This window comes from Agrobacterium sp. LAD9 (genome assembly GCF_003031125.1).
GTDB lineage: Bacteria > Pseudomonadota > Alphaproteobacteria > Rhizobiales > Rhizobiaceae > Agrobacterium > Agrobacterium radiobacter.
In genome coordinates this window covers 1-16,855 of the sequence record NZ_PHGS01000025.1, presented here as the reverse complement: position 1 = coordinate 16,855, position 16,855 = coordinate 1, and the positions used below count along the sequence as shown (strand labels likewise).

The 16,855-nt window shown below is 60.4% G+C and carries 18 protein-coding genes; 10 read left to right on the top strand and 8 right to left on the bottom strand.

The genetic code is table 11. The features are described from left to right. The first annotated feature begins 1 nt into the window (after position 1). Both DA915_RS21645 and DA915_RS21640 read left to right on the top strand, forming a co-directional pair. Positions 2 to 631 carry an SGNH/GDSL hydrolase family protein gene (locus DA915_RS21645; RefSeq protein ID WP_107677276.1) on the top strand — a complete coding sequence of 210 codons (630 nt, stop codon included), beginning with the start codon at positions 2 to 4 and terminating at the stop codon, positions 629 to 631. A gap of 81 nt (positions 632 to 712) precedes the next feature. Next, positions 713 to 2,311: an ABC transporter substrate-binding protein gene (locus DA915_RS21640; RefSeq protein WP_107677275.1), complete on the top strand. Its 1,599-nt coding sequence runs from the start codon at positions 713 to 715 to the stop codon at positions 2,309 to 2,311. Positions 2,312 to 2,801: 490 nt separating this feature from the next. Here the strand turns inward: DA915_RS21640 and DA915_RS21635 are convergent, their stop codons facing one another. From DA915_RS21635 to DA915_RS21620, 4 genes are read right to left on the bottom strand one after another with little or no spacing between them, the layout of a single operon-like run. Next, positions 2,802 to 3,560 (bottom strand): ABC transporter ATP-binding protein, encoded by a 759-nt coding sequence (locus DA915_RS21635; protein WP_107677274.1) that lies wholly within the window; start codon positions 3,558 to 3,560, stop codon positions 2,802 to 2,804. Beyond that, positions 3,560 to 4,396, bottom strand: coding sequence for an ABC transporter ATP-binding protein (locus tag DA915_RS21630; protein WP_107677273.1), 837 nt, complete (start codon positions 4,394 to 4,396; stop codon positions 3,560 to 3,562). The genes DA915_RS21635 and DA915_RS21630 overlap by 1 nt, the downstream gene beginning before the upstream one ends. Before the next feature lie 3 nt (positions 4,397 to 4,399). Then, complete coding sequence (locus DA915_RS21625; RefSeq protein WP_003506957.1) at positions 4,400 to 5,287, bottom strand: ABC transporter permease; 888 nt, start codon at positions 5,285 to 5,287, stop codon at positions 4,400 to 4,402. After that, on the bottom strand, positions 5,287 to 6,309 hold the full coding sequence (locus DA915_RS21620) for an ABC transporter permease (RefSeq protein WP_006315059.1): 1,023 nt from the start codon (positions 6,307 to 6,309) through the stop codon (positions 5,287 to 5,289). The genes DA915_RS21625 and DA915_RS21620 overlap by 1 nt, the downstream gene beginning before the upstream one ends. Before the next feature lie 312 nt (positions 6,310 to 6,621). On the opposite strand from DA915_RS21620, the gene DA915_RS21615 reads away from it, so the two are divergent. Further along, positions 6,622 to 7,257, top strand: coding sequence for a LysE family translocator (locus tag DA915_RS21615; RefSeq protein ID WP_107677272.1), 636 nt, complete (start codon positions 6,622 to 6,624; stop codon positions 7,255 to 7,257). Between the two features lie 27 nt (positions 7,258 to 7,284). Here DA915_RS21615 and DA915_RS21610 read toward each other — a convergent pair whose 3' ends face one another. Together DA915_RS21610 and DA915_RS21605 are read right to left on the bottom strand one after the other, a co-directional pair. Beyond that, entirely contained in the window at positions 7,285 to 8,016 is a 732-nt protein-coding gene (locus DA915_RS21610; RefSeq protein WP_107677271.1) for a FadR/GntR family transcriptional regulator, read from the bottom strand. Between the two features lie 94 nt (positions 8,017 to 8,110). Continuing rightward, positions 8,111 to 9,097: a GlxA family transcriptional regulator gene (locus DA915_RS21605; RefSeq protein ID WP_020812022.1), complete on the bottom strand. Its 987-nt coding sequence runs from the start codon at positions 9,095 to 9,097 to the stop codon at positions 8,111 to 8,113. A 130-nt stretch (positions 9,098 to 9,227) separates the two neighbouring features. On the opposite strand from DA915_RS21605, the gene DA915_RS21600 reads away from it, so the two are divergent. From DA915_RS21600 to DA915_RS21570, 7 genes are all read left to right on the top strand, one after another. Next, positions 9,228 to 10,055: an alpha/beta fold hydrolase gene (locus DA915_RS21600; RefSeq protein WP_003506964.1), complete on the top strand. Its 828-nt coding sequence runs from the start codon at positions 9,228 to 9,230 to the stop codon at positions 10,053 to 10,055. 27 nt (positions 10,056 to 10,082) lie between these two features. Next, on the top strand, positions 10,083 to 10,874 hold the full coding sequence (locus DA915_RS21595) for an SDR family oxidoreductase (RefSeq protein WP_107677270.1): 792 nt from the start codon (positions 10,083 to 10,085) through the stop codon (positions 10,872 to 10,874). Between the two features lie 13 nt (positions 10,875 to 10,887). Further along, complete coding sequence (locus DA915_RS21590) at positions 10,888 to 11,373, top strand: hypothetical protein (protein WP_003506968.1); 486 nt, start codon at positions 10,888 to 10,890, stop codon at positions 11,371 to 11,373. A gap of 266 nt (positions 11,374 to 11,639) precedes the next feature. Further along, entirely contained in the window at positions 11,640 to 12,935 is a 1,296-nt protein-coding gene (blh, locus tag DA915_RS21585; protein WP_107677269.1) for a bifunctional sulfur transferase/dioxygenase Blh, read from the top strand. Continuing rightward, entirely contained in the window at positions 12,929 to 13,285 is a 357-nt protein-coding gene (gene bigR / locus DA915_RS21580; protein WP_107677268.1) for a sulfite-sensing transcriptional repressor BigR, read from the top strand. Before blh ends, bigR begins: the two co-directional genes overlap by 7 nt. Next, positions 13,282 to 13,689 (top strand): YeeE/YedE family protein, encoded by a 408-nt coding sequence (locus DA915_RS21575; protein ID WP_003506975.1) that lies wholly within the window; start codon positions 13,282 to 13,284, stop codon positions 13,687 to 13,689. Before bigR ends, DA915_RS21575 begins: the two co-directional genes overlap by 4 nt. Beyond that, the gene (locus tag DA915_RS21570) at positions 13,686 to 14,123 is read left to right on the top strand and encodes a YeeE/YedE family protein (RefSeq protein ID WP_003506977.1); all 438 of its coding nucleotides are present in this window, start codon (positions 13,686 to 13,688) and stop codon (positions 14,121 to 14,123) included. Before DA915_RS21575 ends, DA915_RS21570 begins: the two co-directional genes overlap by 4 nt. 73 nt (positions 14,124 to 14,196) lie before the next feature. On the opposite strand, the gene gpmI is transcribed toward DA915_RS21570, so the two are convergent. Together gpmI and DA915_RS21555 are read right to left on the bottom strand one after the other, a co-directional pair. Continuing rightward, positions 14,197 to 15,714 (bottom strand): 2,3-bisphosphoglycerate-independent phosphoglycerate mutase, encoded by a 1,518-nt coding sequence (gene gpmI / locus DA915_RS21565; RefSeq protein ID WP_107677267.1) that lies wholly within the window; start codon positions 15,712 to 15,714, stop codon positions 14,197 to 14,199. Positions 15,715 to 16,058: 344 nt separating this feature from the next. After that, a partial coding sequence (locus tag DA915_RS21555; protein ID WP_192886630.1) for a dihydrolipoamide acetyltransferase family protein occupies positions 16,059 to 16,855 on the bottom strand: 797 nt, incomplete at its 5' end.

Genomic DNA, 16,855 nt, shown 5'->3' with positions numbered 1-16,855 from the left:
GATGAAAACCGTGCTCGCCTTCGGAGACAGCCTCACCTGGGGCGCAGACCCGGCAACGGGTCTCCGCCACCGGCCTGAACATCGCTGGCCGGAGGTGCTGGAGGCCGAGCTTTCCGGAAAGGCGAAGGTTCACCCCGAGGGCCTTGGCGGGCGCACCACCTGTTATGACGACCATACCGGCCCCGCCTGCCGCAATGGCGCACGGGCGCTTGAAGTCGCGCTTTCCTGCCATATGCCGCTCGATCTCGTCATCATCATGCTCGGCACCAACGACATCAAGCCGGTGCATGGCGGGCGGGCGGAAGCGGCGGTTTCCGGCATGCGGCGACTGGCGCAGATCGTCGAGACCTTCATCTACAAACCACGCGAGGCAGTGCCGAAACTGCTGATCGTCGCCCCGCCGCCCTGCGTTGCAGGTCCGGGCGAAGAGCCGGCGGGCGGGCGGGATATCACGCAATCGCTGCGGCTTGCGCCGCTTTACCGCAAACTCGCCGCCGAACTGGGGCACGCCTTCTTCGATGCCGGATCGGTCGCCAGCGCTTCATCGGTGGATGGCGTGCATCTGGATGCGCCGGCAACAGCCGCAATCGGCCGGGCGCTCGCAGCCCCGGTGAGAGAGATTCTTGGCTGATCATGCGAAGCCTGTGGAGGAACCAGGCGCGTGGATCAAAACGTGGAAAGGCCGTATGAACCGGCCGTATTGGGAGGAAAAATGAAACATTTTCTTGCAACCGCAGCGCTTGGCGCCTTGCTGATCGGCGCGATGCCGCTCAGCACCTTTGCCGAAACGCCGAAGGACCAGCTCATTGTCGCCACGACCATGAGCAATATTCTGACCCTCGATCCCGCCGCCATTACCGGCCGCGAGACCGTGCAGGTTCTGAACAACGTTTATGACACGCTGGTCGTGCTTTCACCGAAAGATCGCAGCGTCCAGCCACGTCTTGCCGAACGCTGGGAAATTGCCGAAGACCGGAAATCGATCCGTTTCCATCTGCGCGGCGATGCCAAATTCGCCTCCGGCAATGCGGTGACGGCAAAAGACGTGGCCTGGAGCCTGAAGCGGCTGCTCGCCCGCAACCTGGCGCAATCGTCCTTCTTGAAGACCCGCGGCTTCAAGCTGGAAGAGGCCGACAAGCTCTTCGTCGCTGAAAACGACCAGACCTTCGTGCTGAATATTCCAAAGCCGGATGATCCCAACCTGCTCCTGATGATCCTTGCACAGAACGGCCCCGGCTCGATCATCGACAGCCAGACAGCGCTTGAGAATGAAAAGGACGGCGATCTGGGCGGCGCTTGGCTGACGCTGAATTCCGCCGGTTCCGGTCCCTTCAAGCTCACCCAGTGGAAATCCAACGAATATATCATCCTCACGCGCAACGATGATTATTGGGGTGAGAAGGCCAGGATGAAACGCATCCTGATGCGCCATCTGCCGGAATCGCAGTCGCAGCGGTTGATGCTGGAAAAAGGCGATATCGACGTTGCCTATTCCCTGCAGGCCCCGGACCTGAAATCGCTTGAGGCCGACAAGGCCGTCACCATCGAATCCACACCCGGCTCCGGTTTTTATTACCTCAGCGTTTCGATGAAGGATGAGAGGTTCGCGAACAGGAAAGTGCGCGAGGCCCTGCGTTACCTGATCGATTACGACGGTCTCGACAAGGCGGTCATGCCCTATTACGGCAAGCTGCATCAGCGTTCTCTCAGCACCGGCGTGATGGGCGCGCTGCCCGATCAGGGCTACAAGCTCGACATCGGAAAAGCCAAGACGCTTCTGGCCGAGGCCGGTTATCCCAATGGTTTCAAGACCACGCTGCGCGTGCTTTCAGAAGACCCCTTCATGAAGGCGGCAACGGCGATCCAGAACACGCTGGCCCAGGCTGGCATTCAGGCTGAATTGATCAGCGGCTCGGGCGACCAGATTTACGGTGCAATGCGCGAACGGAATTTCGAACTGCTGCTCGGGCGCGGCGGCGGCGGCCAGCAGCCGCATCCGGACAACAACCTGCGCTCGATCGCCTATAACCCCAACAATGCCGACGATGCCAAGCTCACCAATTACCAGAGCTGGCGCACCAGTTTCTTCGATGAGAAACTGAACAAGATGATCGAGGAAGCGCTGGTCGAGCGCGATGTGGCAAAACAGACGAAGCTTTATGAGGACCTGCAGGGCTATATGGACGAGACTGTCATGTCGATCCAGCCCTTCTCCGAAGTCATCGACACCGCCGCCTTCCGCAGCGACATCAAGGGCATGATCGTCAGCCCCTGGCTTTCGCGGTTTGAAGAGGTGAGCAAGGAGCGGTAAGGCATCCCCGCTCGCCGTCATCCTCGGGCTCGACCCGAGGATGACGGCCGAGGGACGCGAAGATAACGGCGGAGAAGTTTCGTTTTACAACCCCAAGGCGCGGCTAACCCCGCGTCTTTTTGCTGGTAATAAGACCTGGCAGAGCCGATGCGTTCGATGAAATCGGGACATCCGCACTCCGTCATCCCGGACTTGATCCGGGGTCTAGTGCGATCAAGTCCTTGATCGCGAAAGAGTCTGTTCACGGCGCAGACGCGCCGTGGCTGGATGCCGGATCATCCTTGGGTTTATTCCGGGGACCGGCATGACGGAAGAGAAGTTCTCCTTTGTAAGCACCCCAAGGTGCAGTCACCGCCTGCCTTTTCCGCTCTCTACCTTGTCCAAACGAAGCCACTCGGGAAAAAAATTGCCCGGCACTCAGGCCGAGCAAGGAAGGAGGATTTTATTATTCGTGACGCCCCGGAGGAGGACGATCACGCTTTAGAAGCCATCACGCGCCTTCATATTCCAGTGAGGCGCCGATCAGTTCGCGCGCATAGGGATGTGTCGCGCCATTGCCGGCGATGGCCTCGCGCGGCAGGATTTCAGTGATTTCACCGCGCAACATCACGGCGAACCGGTCGCACATATGATCGACGACGGCGAGGTCATGGGTCACCATGATATAGGTGAAGCCGCGCTCTTCGCGCAGCCGCTGCAGCAGGTTGAGGATTTCGGCCTGCACCGAGACATCGAGCGCCGAGGTCGGCTCATCGAGCAGAAGCAGCGACGGCTCGAGAATCAGCGCCCGCGCAATCGCCACGCGCTGCCGCTGGCCGCCGGAAAGCTGGTGCGGGAAACGATCCAGAAACGATACAGGCAGGCCGACATCGGTGATGACCTTGCGCATGCGCTCTTCGCGGTCGCCAAGCTTGTGGATCGCAAGCGATTCCGAAAGCACGGTGCGCACCGACTGGCGGGGATGCAGGGAACCATAGGGGTCCTGAAACACCATCTGCAGCATGCGGCACCGCTCGATCAGCGGCATGTCGCGCACCGATCTGCCGTCGATAAGGATATCGCCGGTCCAGAAATCGTTGAGCATGGAGACGCAGCGAAGCACGGTGGATTTGCCCGAACCGCTTTCGCCGACCAGCCCGAAGCACTCGCCCGGCTCGACGCGGAAGGATACGGAAGGCAGCACTTTCAGCGCCGTTTGGCCGCTGCCGAAAGTGATGGAGAGATCGCGGGTTTCGACGGAAACGGCCATTATACGTTCTCCTCCAGCCATTCGGGACGGCGATCCAGCACCGCAAGCGGCGCACGCGTGCCGCCAATGCGCGGCTGCGCCGCCAGCAGGCCGCGCGTATAGGGATGCTGCGCCTGATCGAGATCGCGCGCGGCCAGCGTTTCCACCACACGGCCGGAATACATGATGAGCACCCGGTCGCAGAAATTGCGCACGAGATTGAGGTCGTGACTGATCATGATGAGGCCGATGCCGCGATCGCGCACGAGACCGTCGAGAATATTCAGCACCTGCAGCCGCACCGTCACGTCAAGCGCCGACGTCGGCTCATCGGCAATGACGAGATCGGGATCGGCAAGCAGCATCATGGCGATCATGACGCGCTGGCCCATGCCGCCGGAGATTTCATGCGGATATTGCTCGTAAACGCGGGCGGCATCGCGGATTTTCACTGCATCGAGCATGGCAAGCGCCTTTTCCCGGGCCTCCTGTTTCGAAGCCTTGAAGTGGCGCAGATAGGTTTCCGTTACCTGATCGCCGACCCGACGGATGGGATTGAGAGAGAATTTCGGATCCTGAAGGATCATCGACATGCGCCGGCCGCGAACCTTCAGCATCTCTTTCTCATCGAGCGAGAGAAGATCGAGGCCATCGAAATGCAGCCTGTCGGCGGTGATCGTCGCCGATGGCAAAAGACGCAGCAAGGCCCGGCCGACGGTGGACTTGCCCGAGCCGCTTTCGCCGACGATGCCGAGCCGTTCCCGGCCAAGGGTGAAGGAAATGCCCCGCACCGCCTCGGTGGGTGAGCCGCCATAACGGATACGGAGATTTTCGACGTCAAGAATTGGTTTTTCCATGACCTATCTCCGGTTCATCTGCTTCGGGTCGAGCGCATCCCGCAGGCCGTCTCCCAGAAGGTTGAAGGCGAGGCTGACGGACAGGATCGCAACGCCGGGGAAGGTCACCAGCCACCAGCTATCCAGCATGTAACGGCGGCCGGTGGCGATCATCGCCCCCCATTCCGGCAGCGGCGGCTGCGCACCGAGACCGAGAAAGCCGAGGCCGGCGGCGGTGAGAATGACGGTCGCCATGTTCAGCGTCAGGCGGATGAGGACCGAGGGCAGACACATGGGCATGATCGATTTAACGATGATACGCAGCGGCGACGCGCCCTGAAGCCGCGCGGCGGCGATATAATCCGCCTTGCGGAAGGTCATGGCCTCGGCGCGCGCAAGGCGCGCAATCGGCGGCCATGAGGTGAGCGCGATGGCAATGATCGCGTTGTTGAGGCTCGGCCCGAGCGCTGCGACGAAGGCGAGCGACAGGATGAGGCTCGGGAACGACAGGAAGATATCCGTGATGCGCATCATCACCGTGTCGAATTTGCCGCCGAGATAACCGGAGGCCGTGCCGACCAGAAGGCCGACGGGACCAACAATGATCGACACCAGCGAGATGATGGTGAGCGTGATGCGCGCGCCCCAGAGAAGGCGGCTATAGATATCGCGCCCCAGCTCATCCGTGCCAAAGACATGGCCGTTGCCGGGCGCCTGCAGCGTATTGGCGAGATCCTGCGCGTAGGGGTCATGCGTCGCAAGCCAGGGCGCGAAAACAGCGGCGATGACGAGAAGCAGCAGGACGGCCAGGCCGAAAGCCGATGTCGGGCTTTTCAGCAGGAAAACAACGATGTTCTTCAGCGCGTTCAAGGGGACGGGAAGGCGAGAGGAAGTTTCTGCACGGGCCGTCATCAGCGGGTCCTCGGATCGAAAAAGCGGTAGAGAATGTCGGACAGGAGATTGAGCCCGATGAAGATGACGCCGACGATAAGCACGCAGGTCATCACGGCATTCATGTCGCCGATGATAAGATTGCTGGTGAGATATTGCCCGAAACCCGGCCATGCGAAGACGGTTTCAATGAGAACCGCGCCTTCCAGCAGCGAACCATAGGCAAGGGCGATGATGGTGACGAGCTGCACCCGGATATTGCCAAAGGCATGCAGCCACACCGTCTGCCGCTGCGACAGGCCTTTGACGCGCGCTGTCGTCACATATTCCTGGCCCAGCTGGTCCAGCATGAAGCTGCGCGTCATGCGGGTGATATAGGCCGAGGAGGAATAACCGAGCAAAGCGGCGGGAAGGATCAGGTGGTTGATGGCCGACCAGAAAACCTCCATATCGCCCGCAAGCAGGCTGTCTATCAGCAGAAAGCCCGTCCGCTCCTCAACCAGTCCGATATAGAACTGGTCCATGCGGCCACCGCCGCCGACAAGGCCGAGATGGGCGTAAAAAACGATCAGCGCGATCATGCCGGTCCAGAAGATCGGCATGGAATGGCCGAACAGGCTGAGCACACGTACCAGATGATCCTGCCAGCGGTCTTTATTGACCGCGGCATAAACACCCATGGGAATGCCAAGGCCGGCACCGATCAGGATCGCAAAGGTCGCAAGCTCCATCGTCGCCGGCATGACCCTGATGATATCCTCGATGACCGGACGACCGGTGCGGATCGAGGTTCCAAAATCGCCGGTGAAGACATCGCCGAGATAATAGATGAACTGCTGCCACAGCGGACGGTCGAAACCGAGCGCATGATAGACCTGTTCATAGGTTTCGCGCGTCGCATCCTCGCCAACGATGGCCCGCACCGGATCGGCCGGCATCAGGCGACCGATAAAAAAGGTCAGCAGCAGCAATCCAAGCAGCGTAACGGCAATACTTCCGATCTGGCCGGACAGGCCATAAAGCGAAAGGCGTCTTTTTGACATGATTCCTCCCTTGCCAGAGATCGACTGCGCAAGTGACCAAGGCGCAATCCTGTCTGACAACTATTCGCAAGTTGTCACAGGTGTTGAGAGCTGTCAAGCGCGTGACTGTGAAATCCGCATCGCTCAGGGCTCTGAAAGGCGTGCCCCGAGGAGGAATCTCATGCTGAAATCATCCGGCTTTCGTGTTGCTTTGGGAAAAAGCACTTGTGTTGCGGCACCCGTAAAAGCCTGTATTCTCCGACTTCGCGGAATGCGCGGAGGCTAGCTGGGCGGCGGCACCGATGACATCCGTGCCGACAGGGGGAGGAAAATATGGCTGACGTGACACTTCTGGCATTTGCCGTGGTCGCCTTCATCGGCATTGCCACGCCCGGCCCTACCGTCTTGCTCGCGCTTGCAAATGGTTCAAGATTCGGAGTACGCCGCGCCATGATCGGCATGGCTGGCGCTGTCCTCTCGGATTTCGTCCTGATCGGCGCAGTAGCACTAGGATTGGGTGCCTTGCTCGCCGCCTCCGAATTCTGGTTCAGCGTCGTCAAATGGGTGGGCGTCTGTTATCTAGCCTTCCTCGGCATCATGCTTTTGCGCTCAAGAGGCACGCTCGATGGTGCTCTTCAATCCGCAGAGGCCAACGGGGTCGCTTCCACCCGCTCGATTTTCCTCAAGAGCTTTCTCGTGGCGGTCACCAACCCCAAGGGATATCTGTTCTTTTCCGCTTTCCTGCCGCAATTCATCGATCCCGCCGCGCCGCAGATCCAGCAATATGCGGCGCTTGCGCTGATCTTCGCCGGCATCGATTTCATCATGATGTTCGGATACGCCCTGCTCGGCTCGCAGGCCGTCCGGCTGTTGCGGAAATCCGGAGCCCTGTGGCTCGACCGGATTTGCGGCGGCGCGCTTCTGACGCTTGCCGCCGCCCTGGCCTTCTATCGGCGGGCGACTGCGTAACCCATTGACCTCTCGCTCATTTCCGGCTCATTCAGCGGCAGTGCGTGAGCGCAGAAGCACCTTGTAGCGCTCAAGACTGCCGCGCAGATGCGCCGCCATATGTTGACGGGCGGCATCGGCATCACCTTCGATGATGGCATCGACAATCCTCGCATGCTCCTCCTGGAGATGCAGGTTGTAGTCCTTCGGACGCGACCCGGGCTCTGCCCCCTGCAATTCGCCGCGGGGAATGATGCCGGAGCGAATGAGCTGAAGAAACTCGGGAAACCGCCTGTTCTGCGTCGCCTGCGCAATTGCCAGATGGAACTCGAAATCAGCATCCCGCGTCGGCAAACCGGCGGCGAGACAGTCGCCGACGCGCCGGTGCGCATCCACAATCGCCTCCACCTGCACGGCGGAACGGCGCGATGCCGCGAGCCCGGCGGATTCGACCTCGAAAACGGTGCGTAATTCCAGCAATTCGATCACCGAGGAAATTCGCCCCACGGCCAGATCGTTAAAAGGCAGTTCCTTGGCCGGCTTTACTTCGACGGCAAAAACGCCTGCGCCCTTGCGGGCTTCAACGAGACCATCGGCGCGCAGAATGGCGATGGCTTCGCGCACCACCGTGCGGCTGACGGAATATTCCCGCGTCAGGGCGCTTTCGCTCGGAAGACGATCACCGGGGCGGAAAACGCCTTCCGCCAGATCCCGCCGCAATGCCGAACTGATTTTCGCCGCGAGCGATACCCCCTGCTTCGTGCTGCTCTCAACGTCCATTCCGGCCCACCTGTTTTAAACTTGTCTGGCATGTTAGCAAACACCCGCCACATTGCAAGGGCCGGACCTCCGCACCACCGCGACTGTTGCCGCCTCACGCCGCAGCCATGGCCGAACTGCTGGAAAAGCGGCTTCTATATTCACCCGGTGAGAGGCCGAGAATGCGGTGGAACACCCGGCGGAAGGCGGCGGCATCCTCATAACCCACCGACCATGCGATCTGATCGACCGAACGGCGGGTGAATTCCAGCAATTCCCGCGCCTTGCCGACCCGCAGATGCTGGACATATTCAATCGGCTTCATGCCTGTCGCCGCCTTGAAGCGGCGCAGGAAGGTCCGCTCCTCCAGCCCGGCATGGCCGGCCATGTCGGTAACGCTCGTCGCCCGCCCGGCACGGGCCTGCAGCCAGTGCTGCACCTTCAGAATCGGCTCGTCGCCATGCGTCAGCCTTGGGGCGAAACTGCTATAATGGCGTTGTTCACGCCCCGAGGGGTCGATCAGCAGGAACTTGCCGGTCTCGATCATCACCGAAGGTCCGAGCAGCCGGTCGACGATGCGCAGGCCAAGATCGGTCCATGCCATCAGCCCGCCAGCCGTGATGATATCGCCATCCTCTATGACGATCTTGTCTATCTCCAGCCGGATATCGGGAAAACGCTCGCGGAAACGCTCGGCAAACAGCCAGTGGGTGGTGGCCGGGCGACCAGACAGGAGGCCCGTGGCCGCAATCATGAAGGAGCCGCCGCAACTGGCGGCGAGCGTCGCCCCCTGAGCATGCCGATCCAGCAGCCAGCGGGCATAAGGCTCGGCTTCCTCGATCTCAGCGGGCCCCGTCAACCGGCCGGGTACAACGAAAATGTCGGGATGTCCTGACTGCCCGGAATGAGTGTCGTGACAGCGGGAAAATTCACCGCCCTCGCCCATGCTCCAGTGGCTGACCCGCAATTTCGGCCCGCCGCGATCCTGTGAAAATACCGATGCGATGGCAAAAAGATCGGTGATGCCATGTACCATGGCCATCTGACAGTCCCGATAGAGGACCAGACCGACTTCCAGCGCGCTTCCCGTTACACCCGCCATGCGCCCACACCCCCATTTTGTCGGTTTCGGCTCGCTTTCTGTCAGAAGCGCCAATCCAGCCCCGGCTGCCTCCAGAGTATCTCTATTCCCACGGGACGCAAGCAAGCTCCCTGCAACAGGAGAGAGAGCCATGACAACGATCACCACCAGAGACGGAACGCACATCTTCTACAAGGACTGGGGTCCGAAAGACGGCCAGCCCATCATCTTCTCCCACGGCTGGCCGCTCAGCGCCGATACATGGGATGCGCAGATGGTGTTCTTCGCCAACAACGGTTTCCGCACCATCGCCCACGACCGCCGCAGCCACGGCCGCTCCGACCAGGTCTGGCATAACAATAACATGGATCAATATGCCGACGATCTGGCCGAACTGATCGAACAACTCGATCTTCACGACATCATTCTGGTCGGCCACTCCACCGGCGGTGGCGAAGTGACCCGCTATATCGGCCGTCATGGTACGGCCCGCGTCGCCAAGATCGCCCTCATCGGCGCGGTGCCGCCGCTGATGCTGAAGACGGAAAGCAATGTCATCGGCCTGCCGATCGATGTTTTCGACGGCATCCGCAAGGGCACCTACGACAATCGCAGCCAGTTCTTCAAGGATTTGACCATTCCCTTCTACGGTTACAACCGCGAAGGCGCCGTGATTTCGCAAGGCATCCGCGACGAATTCTGGCGTCAGGGCATGATGGGCGGGCTCAAGGGTCAGCTCGACAGCATTCGCGCTTTCTCGGAAAGCGATTTCCACCAGGATCTGAAGGCCTTCGACAAACCCACGCTGGTTTTGCACGGTGATGACGACCAGATCGTGCCGGTCGGCGCTTCGGCGCTCTCCACGGTCAAGATCGTCAAACACGCGGTCCTCAAAATCTACGAGGGCGCCGACCATGGCCTGACGCAGACCCATCAGGACCGCTTCAACGCCGACCTCCTCGCCTTCATCAACGCCTGAAACAACCGGACACAGGAGACACGGGACATGACACAGAATACATTTCTCATCACCGGCGCGTCCGACGGCATCGGCGCGGTTTATGCCGAACGTCTGGCAAAACGCGGCCACGATCTTATCCTCGTGGCGCGGCGTGCTGAAAAGCTGAAGGCACTGGCAACCCAGCTGGAGAAGGATCACCATATCGCCGTCGAGGTTCTCTCCGCCGATCTTTCAAGGGCGGAAGACCTCGAAAAGGTCGAGGCGCGACTGCGCGACGACCGGCGGATCACAGGCCTCGTCAACAATGCCGGTATTGCCGGTGAAGGCGCGATCACGGCGCTTGACCCGGCCTATGTCACGACGATGATCAACCTCAATATCCTTGCCGTCACCCGGCTTGCAGCGGCGATCGCACCGCGGCTTGCCGCCGATGGCAAAGGCACGATCATCAACATCACATCGGTAACGGCCCTGATGCCGGCGGCATTTACCGCCGTCTATCCGGCAACCAAGGCCTTTGTGCTCGCCTTCACCGAAGCGTTGCAGGCGCAGCTTTCCCCGTCCGGCGTGCGGGTTCAGGGTGTCCTGCCGGGCATTACCCGCACGGCGATCTGGGAAGAGGAGCGGCTCGAGGCCATTCCGGCCGCCATGGTCATGGATGTTTACGAGATGGTGGATGCGGCCCTTGCCGGTCTCGATCTTGGCGAGACCCTGACCATTCCTTCGCTGCCGGATGCGGCCGATTTCGAAAATTTCCTTGCAGCCCGCGCGGCATTGAGGCCCAATCTGTCGCATGCACTTGCCGCCAGCCGGTATCGTGCAACTCAAACCAAATAGAGGGACACGCATCATGATCCTCGGACTGACCATTCCCCAATTCACGACATTGCACGTTGCCCTGAGCCTCATTGGTATCGTAACCGGACTGATCGCCCTGCCCGCTTATGCGGCGGGGCGGTGGATGCCGCGCATGATGGCGCTTTTCCTCGTCACCACGCTCGCCACCACACTCACTGGCTTTCTGTTTCCAATCGGAAATTTCACACCGGCACTCGGCGTCGGCATCATCTCGACCCTCGTCCTGGCAATCGCACTGGTTGCGCTTTACGGATACGGTCTGAATGGCAGGGCGCGCATTATTTATACGATCACCGCCACGATCAGCCTTTATCTCAATATGTTTGTGTTGATCGTTCAGGCCTTTCTCAAGGTCGAAACACTCAACAACCTGGCACCGAATGGCAATGAACCGCCCTTTGTAGTCGCCCAGACGGTTCTGCTCGTTGCAGCCATCTGTCTCGGCTGGAAGGCGACACGCCGCAGGCTCGCCGTCTGAAACGAGCCGAAGTTCGAGCTGGCTTCCGGGGAAATGCCTTGTGCCTGAATGCTTTTCAGGCACAAGGCATGTTTTTGCATGCCGAATACAGGCAATCTCCGCTCATCCGTCACAAAACGAAGAGATCCCGTCTCTAGGGTTTCCTCCCGAATCTCTCTTGAAATCCAGCGGGAGATATCCGGAACGAAGACGCTTTTCGCCTCTTGCAAACAAACAATATACATTATATAATAATATATATTAATTTATTACAACAGGAGATGCCGATGAATGCCGTGAAGATCAACGAGCGTCTGACCGTTGCGGGCCAGCCGATGATCGCCGATTTCCAATCGCTCTCCGCCCAAGGCTATAAAAGCATCATCAATGCCCGGCCTGATGGTGAAGAGCCCGGTCAGCCAGGCAATGTGCAGGAAAAAAGTGCCGCCAGCGCGGCAGGCATGGAATATGGCTTCATCCCGGTCAGCGGCCCTGCCATCACCGAAGCCGATATCCGCGCCTTCCAGCAAAAAATTGCGGAAGCGGACGGCCCCGTTTTCGCCCATTGCAAGGGCGGCACGCGCGCACTCACCCTTCATGTTCTCGGCGAAGCGCTGGATGGACGCATCGAGCGGGGCGACATCGAGGCTTTCGGCAAGGCGCACGGCTTTGACCTTTCCGGCGCCACCCGCTGGCTGGAGCGACGCGAAGCGGCGGTTCCACACGTCAAGGCGTTCTTCGATCCGCGCACATGGAGCGTGCAATATGTCGTTTCCGATCCTGCGACCAAGCGCTGCGCCATTATCGACCCGGTCTATGATTTCGATGAGAAGTCCGGTGCAACCGGAACCATGAATGCCGACGCCATTCTGGATTATGTGGCGAGCCAGGGCCTGTCGGTGGAATGGATTCTCGATACCCATCCCCATGCCGATCATTTTTCCGCCGCCCATTACCTGAAGCAGAAGACCGGTGCACAGACGGCGATCGGCGAGAAAGTTACCGGCGTACAGAGGCTCTGGCAGGAGAAATATAATTGGCCGGATCTCGAAACCGACGGCTCGCAATGGGACCGGCTGTTCGAGGCGGGCGATAGGTTCAATATCGGCTCCCTGGAAGCGCGCGTGCTGTTTTCACCCGGCCACACGCTGGCCTCCGTGACCTATGTGGTGGGAGATGCCGCCTTTGTGCACGATACGCTTTTCATGCCCGATTCAGGCACTGCGCGCGCCGATTTTCCGGGCGGCAGCGCCAGAGAACTCTGGGCGTCTATTCAGGATATTCTCGCCCTTCCCGACGAAACACGACTTTTCACCGGCCATGACTATCAGCCCGGTGGCCGCGCTCCGAAATGGGAAAGCACGGTCGGCGAACAGAAGCGCAGCAATCCGCATCTGGCCGGCATGACGGAGGAGGGCTTCATCCGTCTCAGGGAAACACGGGATCGCACATTGCCGATGCCAAAGCTCATTCTGCACGCCCTGCAGGTCAATATTCGCGGCGGCCGCCTGCCGGAGCCGGAAGCGAATGGCAAACGTTATCTGAAATTCCCGCTCGACGTGCTGGAGGGCAGCACATGGTAAAGGAAAACGCGCTGGAAAAGCCCCCGCACATTGCTGAAATTCCCCTTCCCGCCATGGAGGAGAGGGCTGTCGAGGTCGCGCTGCTTCTGAAAACACTTGCCCACCCGGCGCGGTTGATGCTCGCCTGCACGCTGGCGCAGGGGGAATTTTCCGTCGGCGAGCTGGAGGTCAAGCTGGATATCCGCCAGCCGACGCTTTCCCAGCAGCTGGGCGTGCTGCGGGAAGCCGGCGTGGTCGAAACCCGGCGCGACGCCAAGCAGATCTTCTACCAACTGAGCGAAGCGAAAGCGGCGCAACTGATCGAGGCCCTTTACACCATATTCTGCGCGCCGGAGGAGGAGACCCTGTGAGCCCCTACTGGCCCTCTCTTTTCGGCGGCATGCTGCTCGGTCTTGCCAGTATTATGCTGTTTCTTTTTAACGGCCGTATTGCCGGCATCAGCGGGATCATGGGCAAAATGCTCGGCAAGGAGCGGCGTCTTGCCGATCTCGCCTTCGTCACCGGCTTGCTGGCCGGACCTTATATCTATGCTGTGGCCTTCGGCCGGCTGCCTGCCATCACCCTCGTTGCACCATGGCCGCTCATCCTCATTGCCGGCCTGCTGGTGGGTTTTGGCACACGCATGGGCTCCGGCTGCACATCCGGCCATGGCATCATGGGACTGGCGCGATTTTCCCGGCGCTCCATCGCCGCGACCGTAACCTTCCTGATATCAGGCATCTGTGCCGCGACGATAGCAGGAGCCCTGTCATGAAAAATCCGGCCGTGGCCCGTGTTGCCCTGGCATTGGCCGCAGGAGCGCTGTTCGGCTTCGGCCTCTCGCTGTCAGGCATGGTCGATCCCGCCCGTGTTTCCGGCTTTCTCGACGTGGCAAGCGGCCATTGGGACCCGAGCCTGATATTCGTTCTCGGCGGTGCTGTGATGGTCGCCGTGCCGGGTGTGCTGCTCAGCCGACGTCTTGCCAGGCCCGTCCTCACTGAGGATTTCAACCTGCCCGCAAAAACCCGCATCGACCGGCCGCTCATAACAGGCTCGGCCATTTTCGGCATCGGTTGGGGGCTTGCCGGTTTCTGCCCCGGCCCGGCACTATCGGCTCTCGCCCTCGGGCTGATGCCGGTCGTTCTTTTCGTCTGCGCCATGATTGCCGGCATGCTGGTCCACGACCGTCTCTACGCAAAACAGCCATAGCAAAGACGCTCGTCCCGAACGCGGGAAACGGGCAGTCGCGCGGGACTGGAACGCTCCCGCGCGACTCGTTTGATTAGAGGTCGATCAGGCTCTTGCCCGTCATTTCCGGCGGCAGCGGCACATTCATCAGTTGCAGCAAGGTAGGCGCGACATCGGCGAGAATACCGGCATGCAGCTTTGCACCTTCCGGCCCGCCAAAAAGGATCACCGGCACCGGATTAGTGGTGTGGGCCGTATGCGGGCCGCCGGTCACCGGGTCGACCATGGTTTCACAATTGCCGTGGTCGGCAATGACAAGCATCGCGCCACCCACTTTTTCGAGCGCGGCAACGACGGCACCAAGTCCGCGATCCACGGCTTCGCAGGCCTTGATTGCGGCCTGCAGATCGCCGGTATGGCCGACCATGTCAGGGTTGGCGTAATTGGTAACGATAAGATCGTAACCCTTGCCGATCGCCTCGACGAATTTCTCCGTCACCTCGGGCGCGCTCATCTCAGGCTGCAGGTCGTAGGTCGCAACCTTCGGCGATTTCGGCATGAAGCGGTCTTCGCCGACTTCCGGCTCTTCCTTGCCGCCATTCAGGAAGAAGGTGACATGCGGATATTTTTCCGTCTCGGCGAGGCGAAACTGCGTGAGCCCCTGTTTTGCCACCCAGGCGCCGAGCGTATTGACGATATCGCGCTTGGGGTAGGCCGTCGTCATGAAATGGCTGTGGCGGGTGGAATATTCGACCATACCGAGCAGCGCCGAAAGCACGGGCTTTTCGCGCGAAAAACCGTCGAAATCATTGGCACCAATGGCAAGCAGGATTTCACGCGCACGGTCGGCGCGGAAATTCAGGCAGAACAGGCCGTCGCCAGCCTTGAAACCTTCATAACCATCGATCACCGTTGGCAGGATGAATTCGTCGGTGACATTGTTTTTGTAGCTCTGGGCAACGGCGCTCACCGCATCCCGCGCGTGTTCGCCTTTCGCCAGAACCATGGCGTCATAGGCTTTCTCGACGCGCTCCCAGCGATTGTCGCGATCCATCGCATAATAACGGCCGATTACCGTACCGATGCTGGCACCTTGCGGCAGGCTCGCTACCAGCGCCGCCACAAAATCTTCAGCCGATTGCGGCGCGACATCGCGGCCATCGGTGATGGCATGCACCACGACCTTCAGGCCGTGGCTGATCATCAACCTCACCGCCGCCTGGCCGTGGAGGATATGGCCATGGACGCCGCCATCGGAAACCACGCACATCAGATGCGCCACACCGCCCGCGGCTTTTACCCTGGCTGCGAAATCAAGCATCGCCGCATTGCGGAAAAAGCTGCCATCCTCGATCGCCAGATCGATCTGGCCGAGATCCATGGCAACGATGCGGCCCGCGCCGATATTGGTGTGGCCCACTTCAGAATTGCCCATCTGCCCGGTGGGCAGGCCGACATTCGGGCCGAAGGTGGTCAGCGTCGCATTCGGGCAGGTGGCAAAAAGCCGGTCCATGGTCGGCGTGTTCGCCAGAACAGGCGCATTGCTGGATGTATCCTCACTCAGCCCCCAGCCATCGAGAATAGTCAGGACAACGGGTCTGGGAGTTTGCATGGGAGGACCTTCTTCGTTCGGTTGCCGGCGGAGGGCGGACCGCCGGGCACCGGAGCGCCCTCTTCCGCCACTATGATCATGATGAGAAAACATGCTTCTCGTTCTTCTCTTCTATACCCGAAGATGACGAACGCAAGCCTATACCGACACCGAAACAGTTCCGTGAAGGTTGAAAACGCGAGCTCAAAAATGCAGTCATGACACGCATGCGCCCTCATTCCTGTGCTCGTCACAGGAATCCAGCCTGCGCGCGCCTGCGCGGCGGGGAGAGTCCTTTCAGCCCAAGGACTTGGGCTGGCTGGATCCCTGTGACAGGCACAGGGATGAGGGAGCACGGGTCGCCTTCACTCGATGAAAATCAGCGCCGGCTTTTCCAAGAGCGCCTTGAGGGCCTGGATGAAGACCGCCGCATCCCAGCCATCGACGACCCGGTGGTCGAAGCTGGAAGACAGGTTCATCATCTTGCGAGGCACAAAGCGAATCCCATCCCAGACCGGCCGCGTCATGATCTTGTTGACGCCGATGATCGCCACCTCGGGATGGTTGATGATGGGCGTCGAGACCACGCCGCCCAATGCTCCGAGCGAACTGATGGTGATGGTGGAGCCGATCAGTTCTTCCCGATGGGCCGTGCCGGTGCGGGCGGCTTCAGCAACGCGTGCGACTTCCTCTGCGCATTCCCAGAGGCCGAGCGTTTCCGTGTGGCGTACGACCGGGACCGTCAGGCCCGACGGCGTCTGCGTGGCGATGCCGATATGAACGGCTTCATAGTGGCTGACGACCCCTTTTTCGTCATCAAAGGTGGCATTCATGCCGGGATGATCGGCAACGGCTTTCACCAGCGCGCGCATCAGAAACGGCAGGATCGTCAGTTTCGGTTGCACGGAACGGCGGTTGCCGTTCATGGTCGCCCGCAGATCTTCCAGATCGGTCACGTCGACTTCCTCGACATAGGTGATGTGGGGAATGCGGGAGGCGGAAAGCACCATCTTCTCGGCAATCTTGCGCCGCAGCCCCGTCAGCTTCACCTCTTCGACGGCGCTATCGTGGGGCGCTATCGGCTCGGGGCGCTCCGGCCGCCCCCGCACGGTTAAAAACCCATCGAGATCGGCATGGGTAATATGCCCATCCGGGCCCGTTC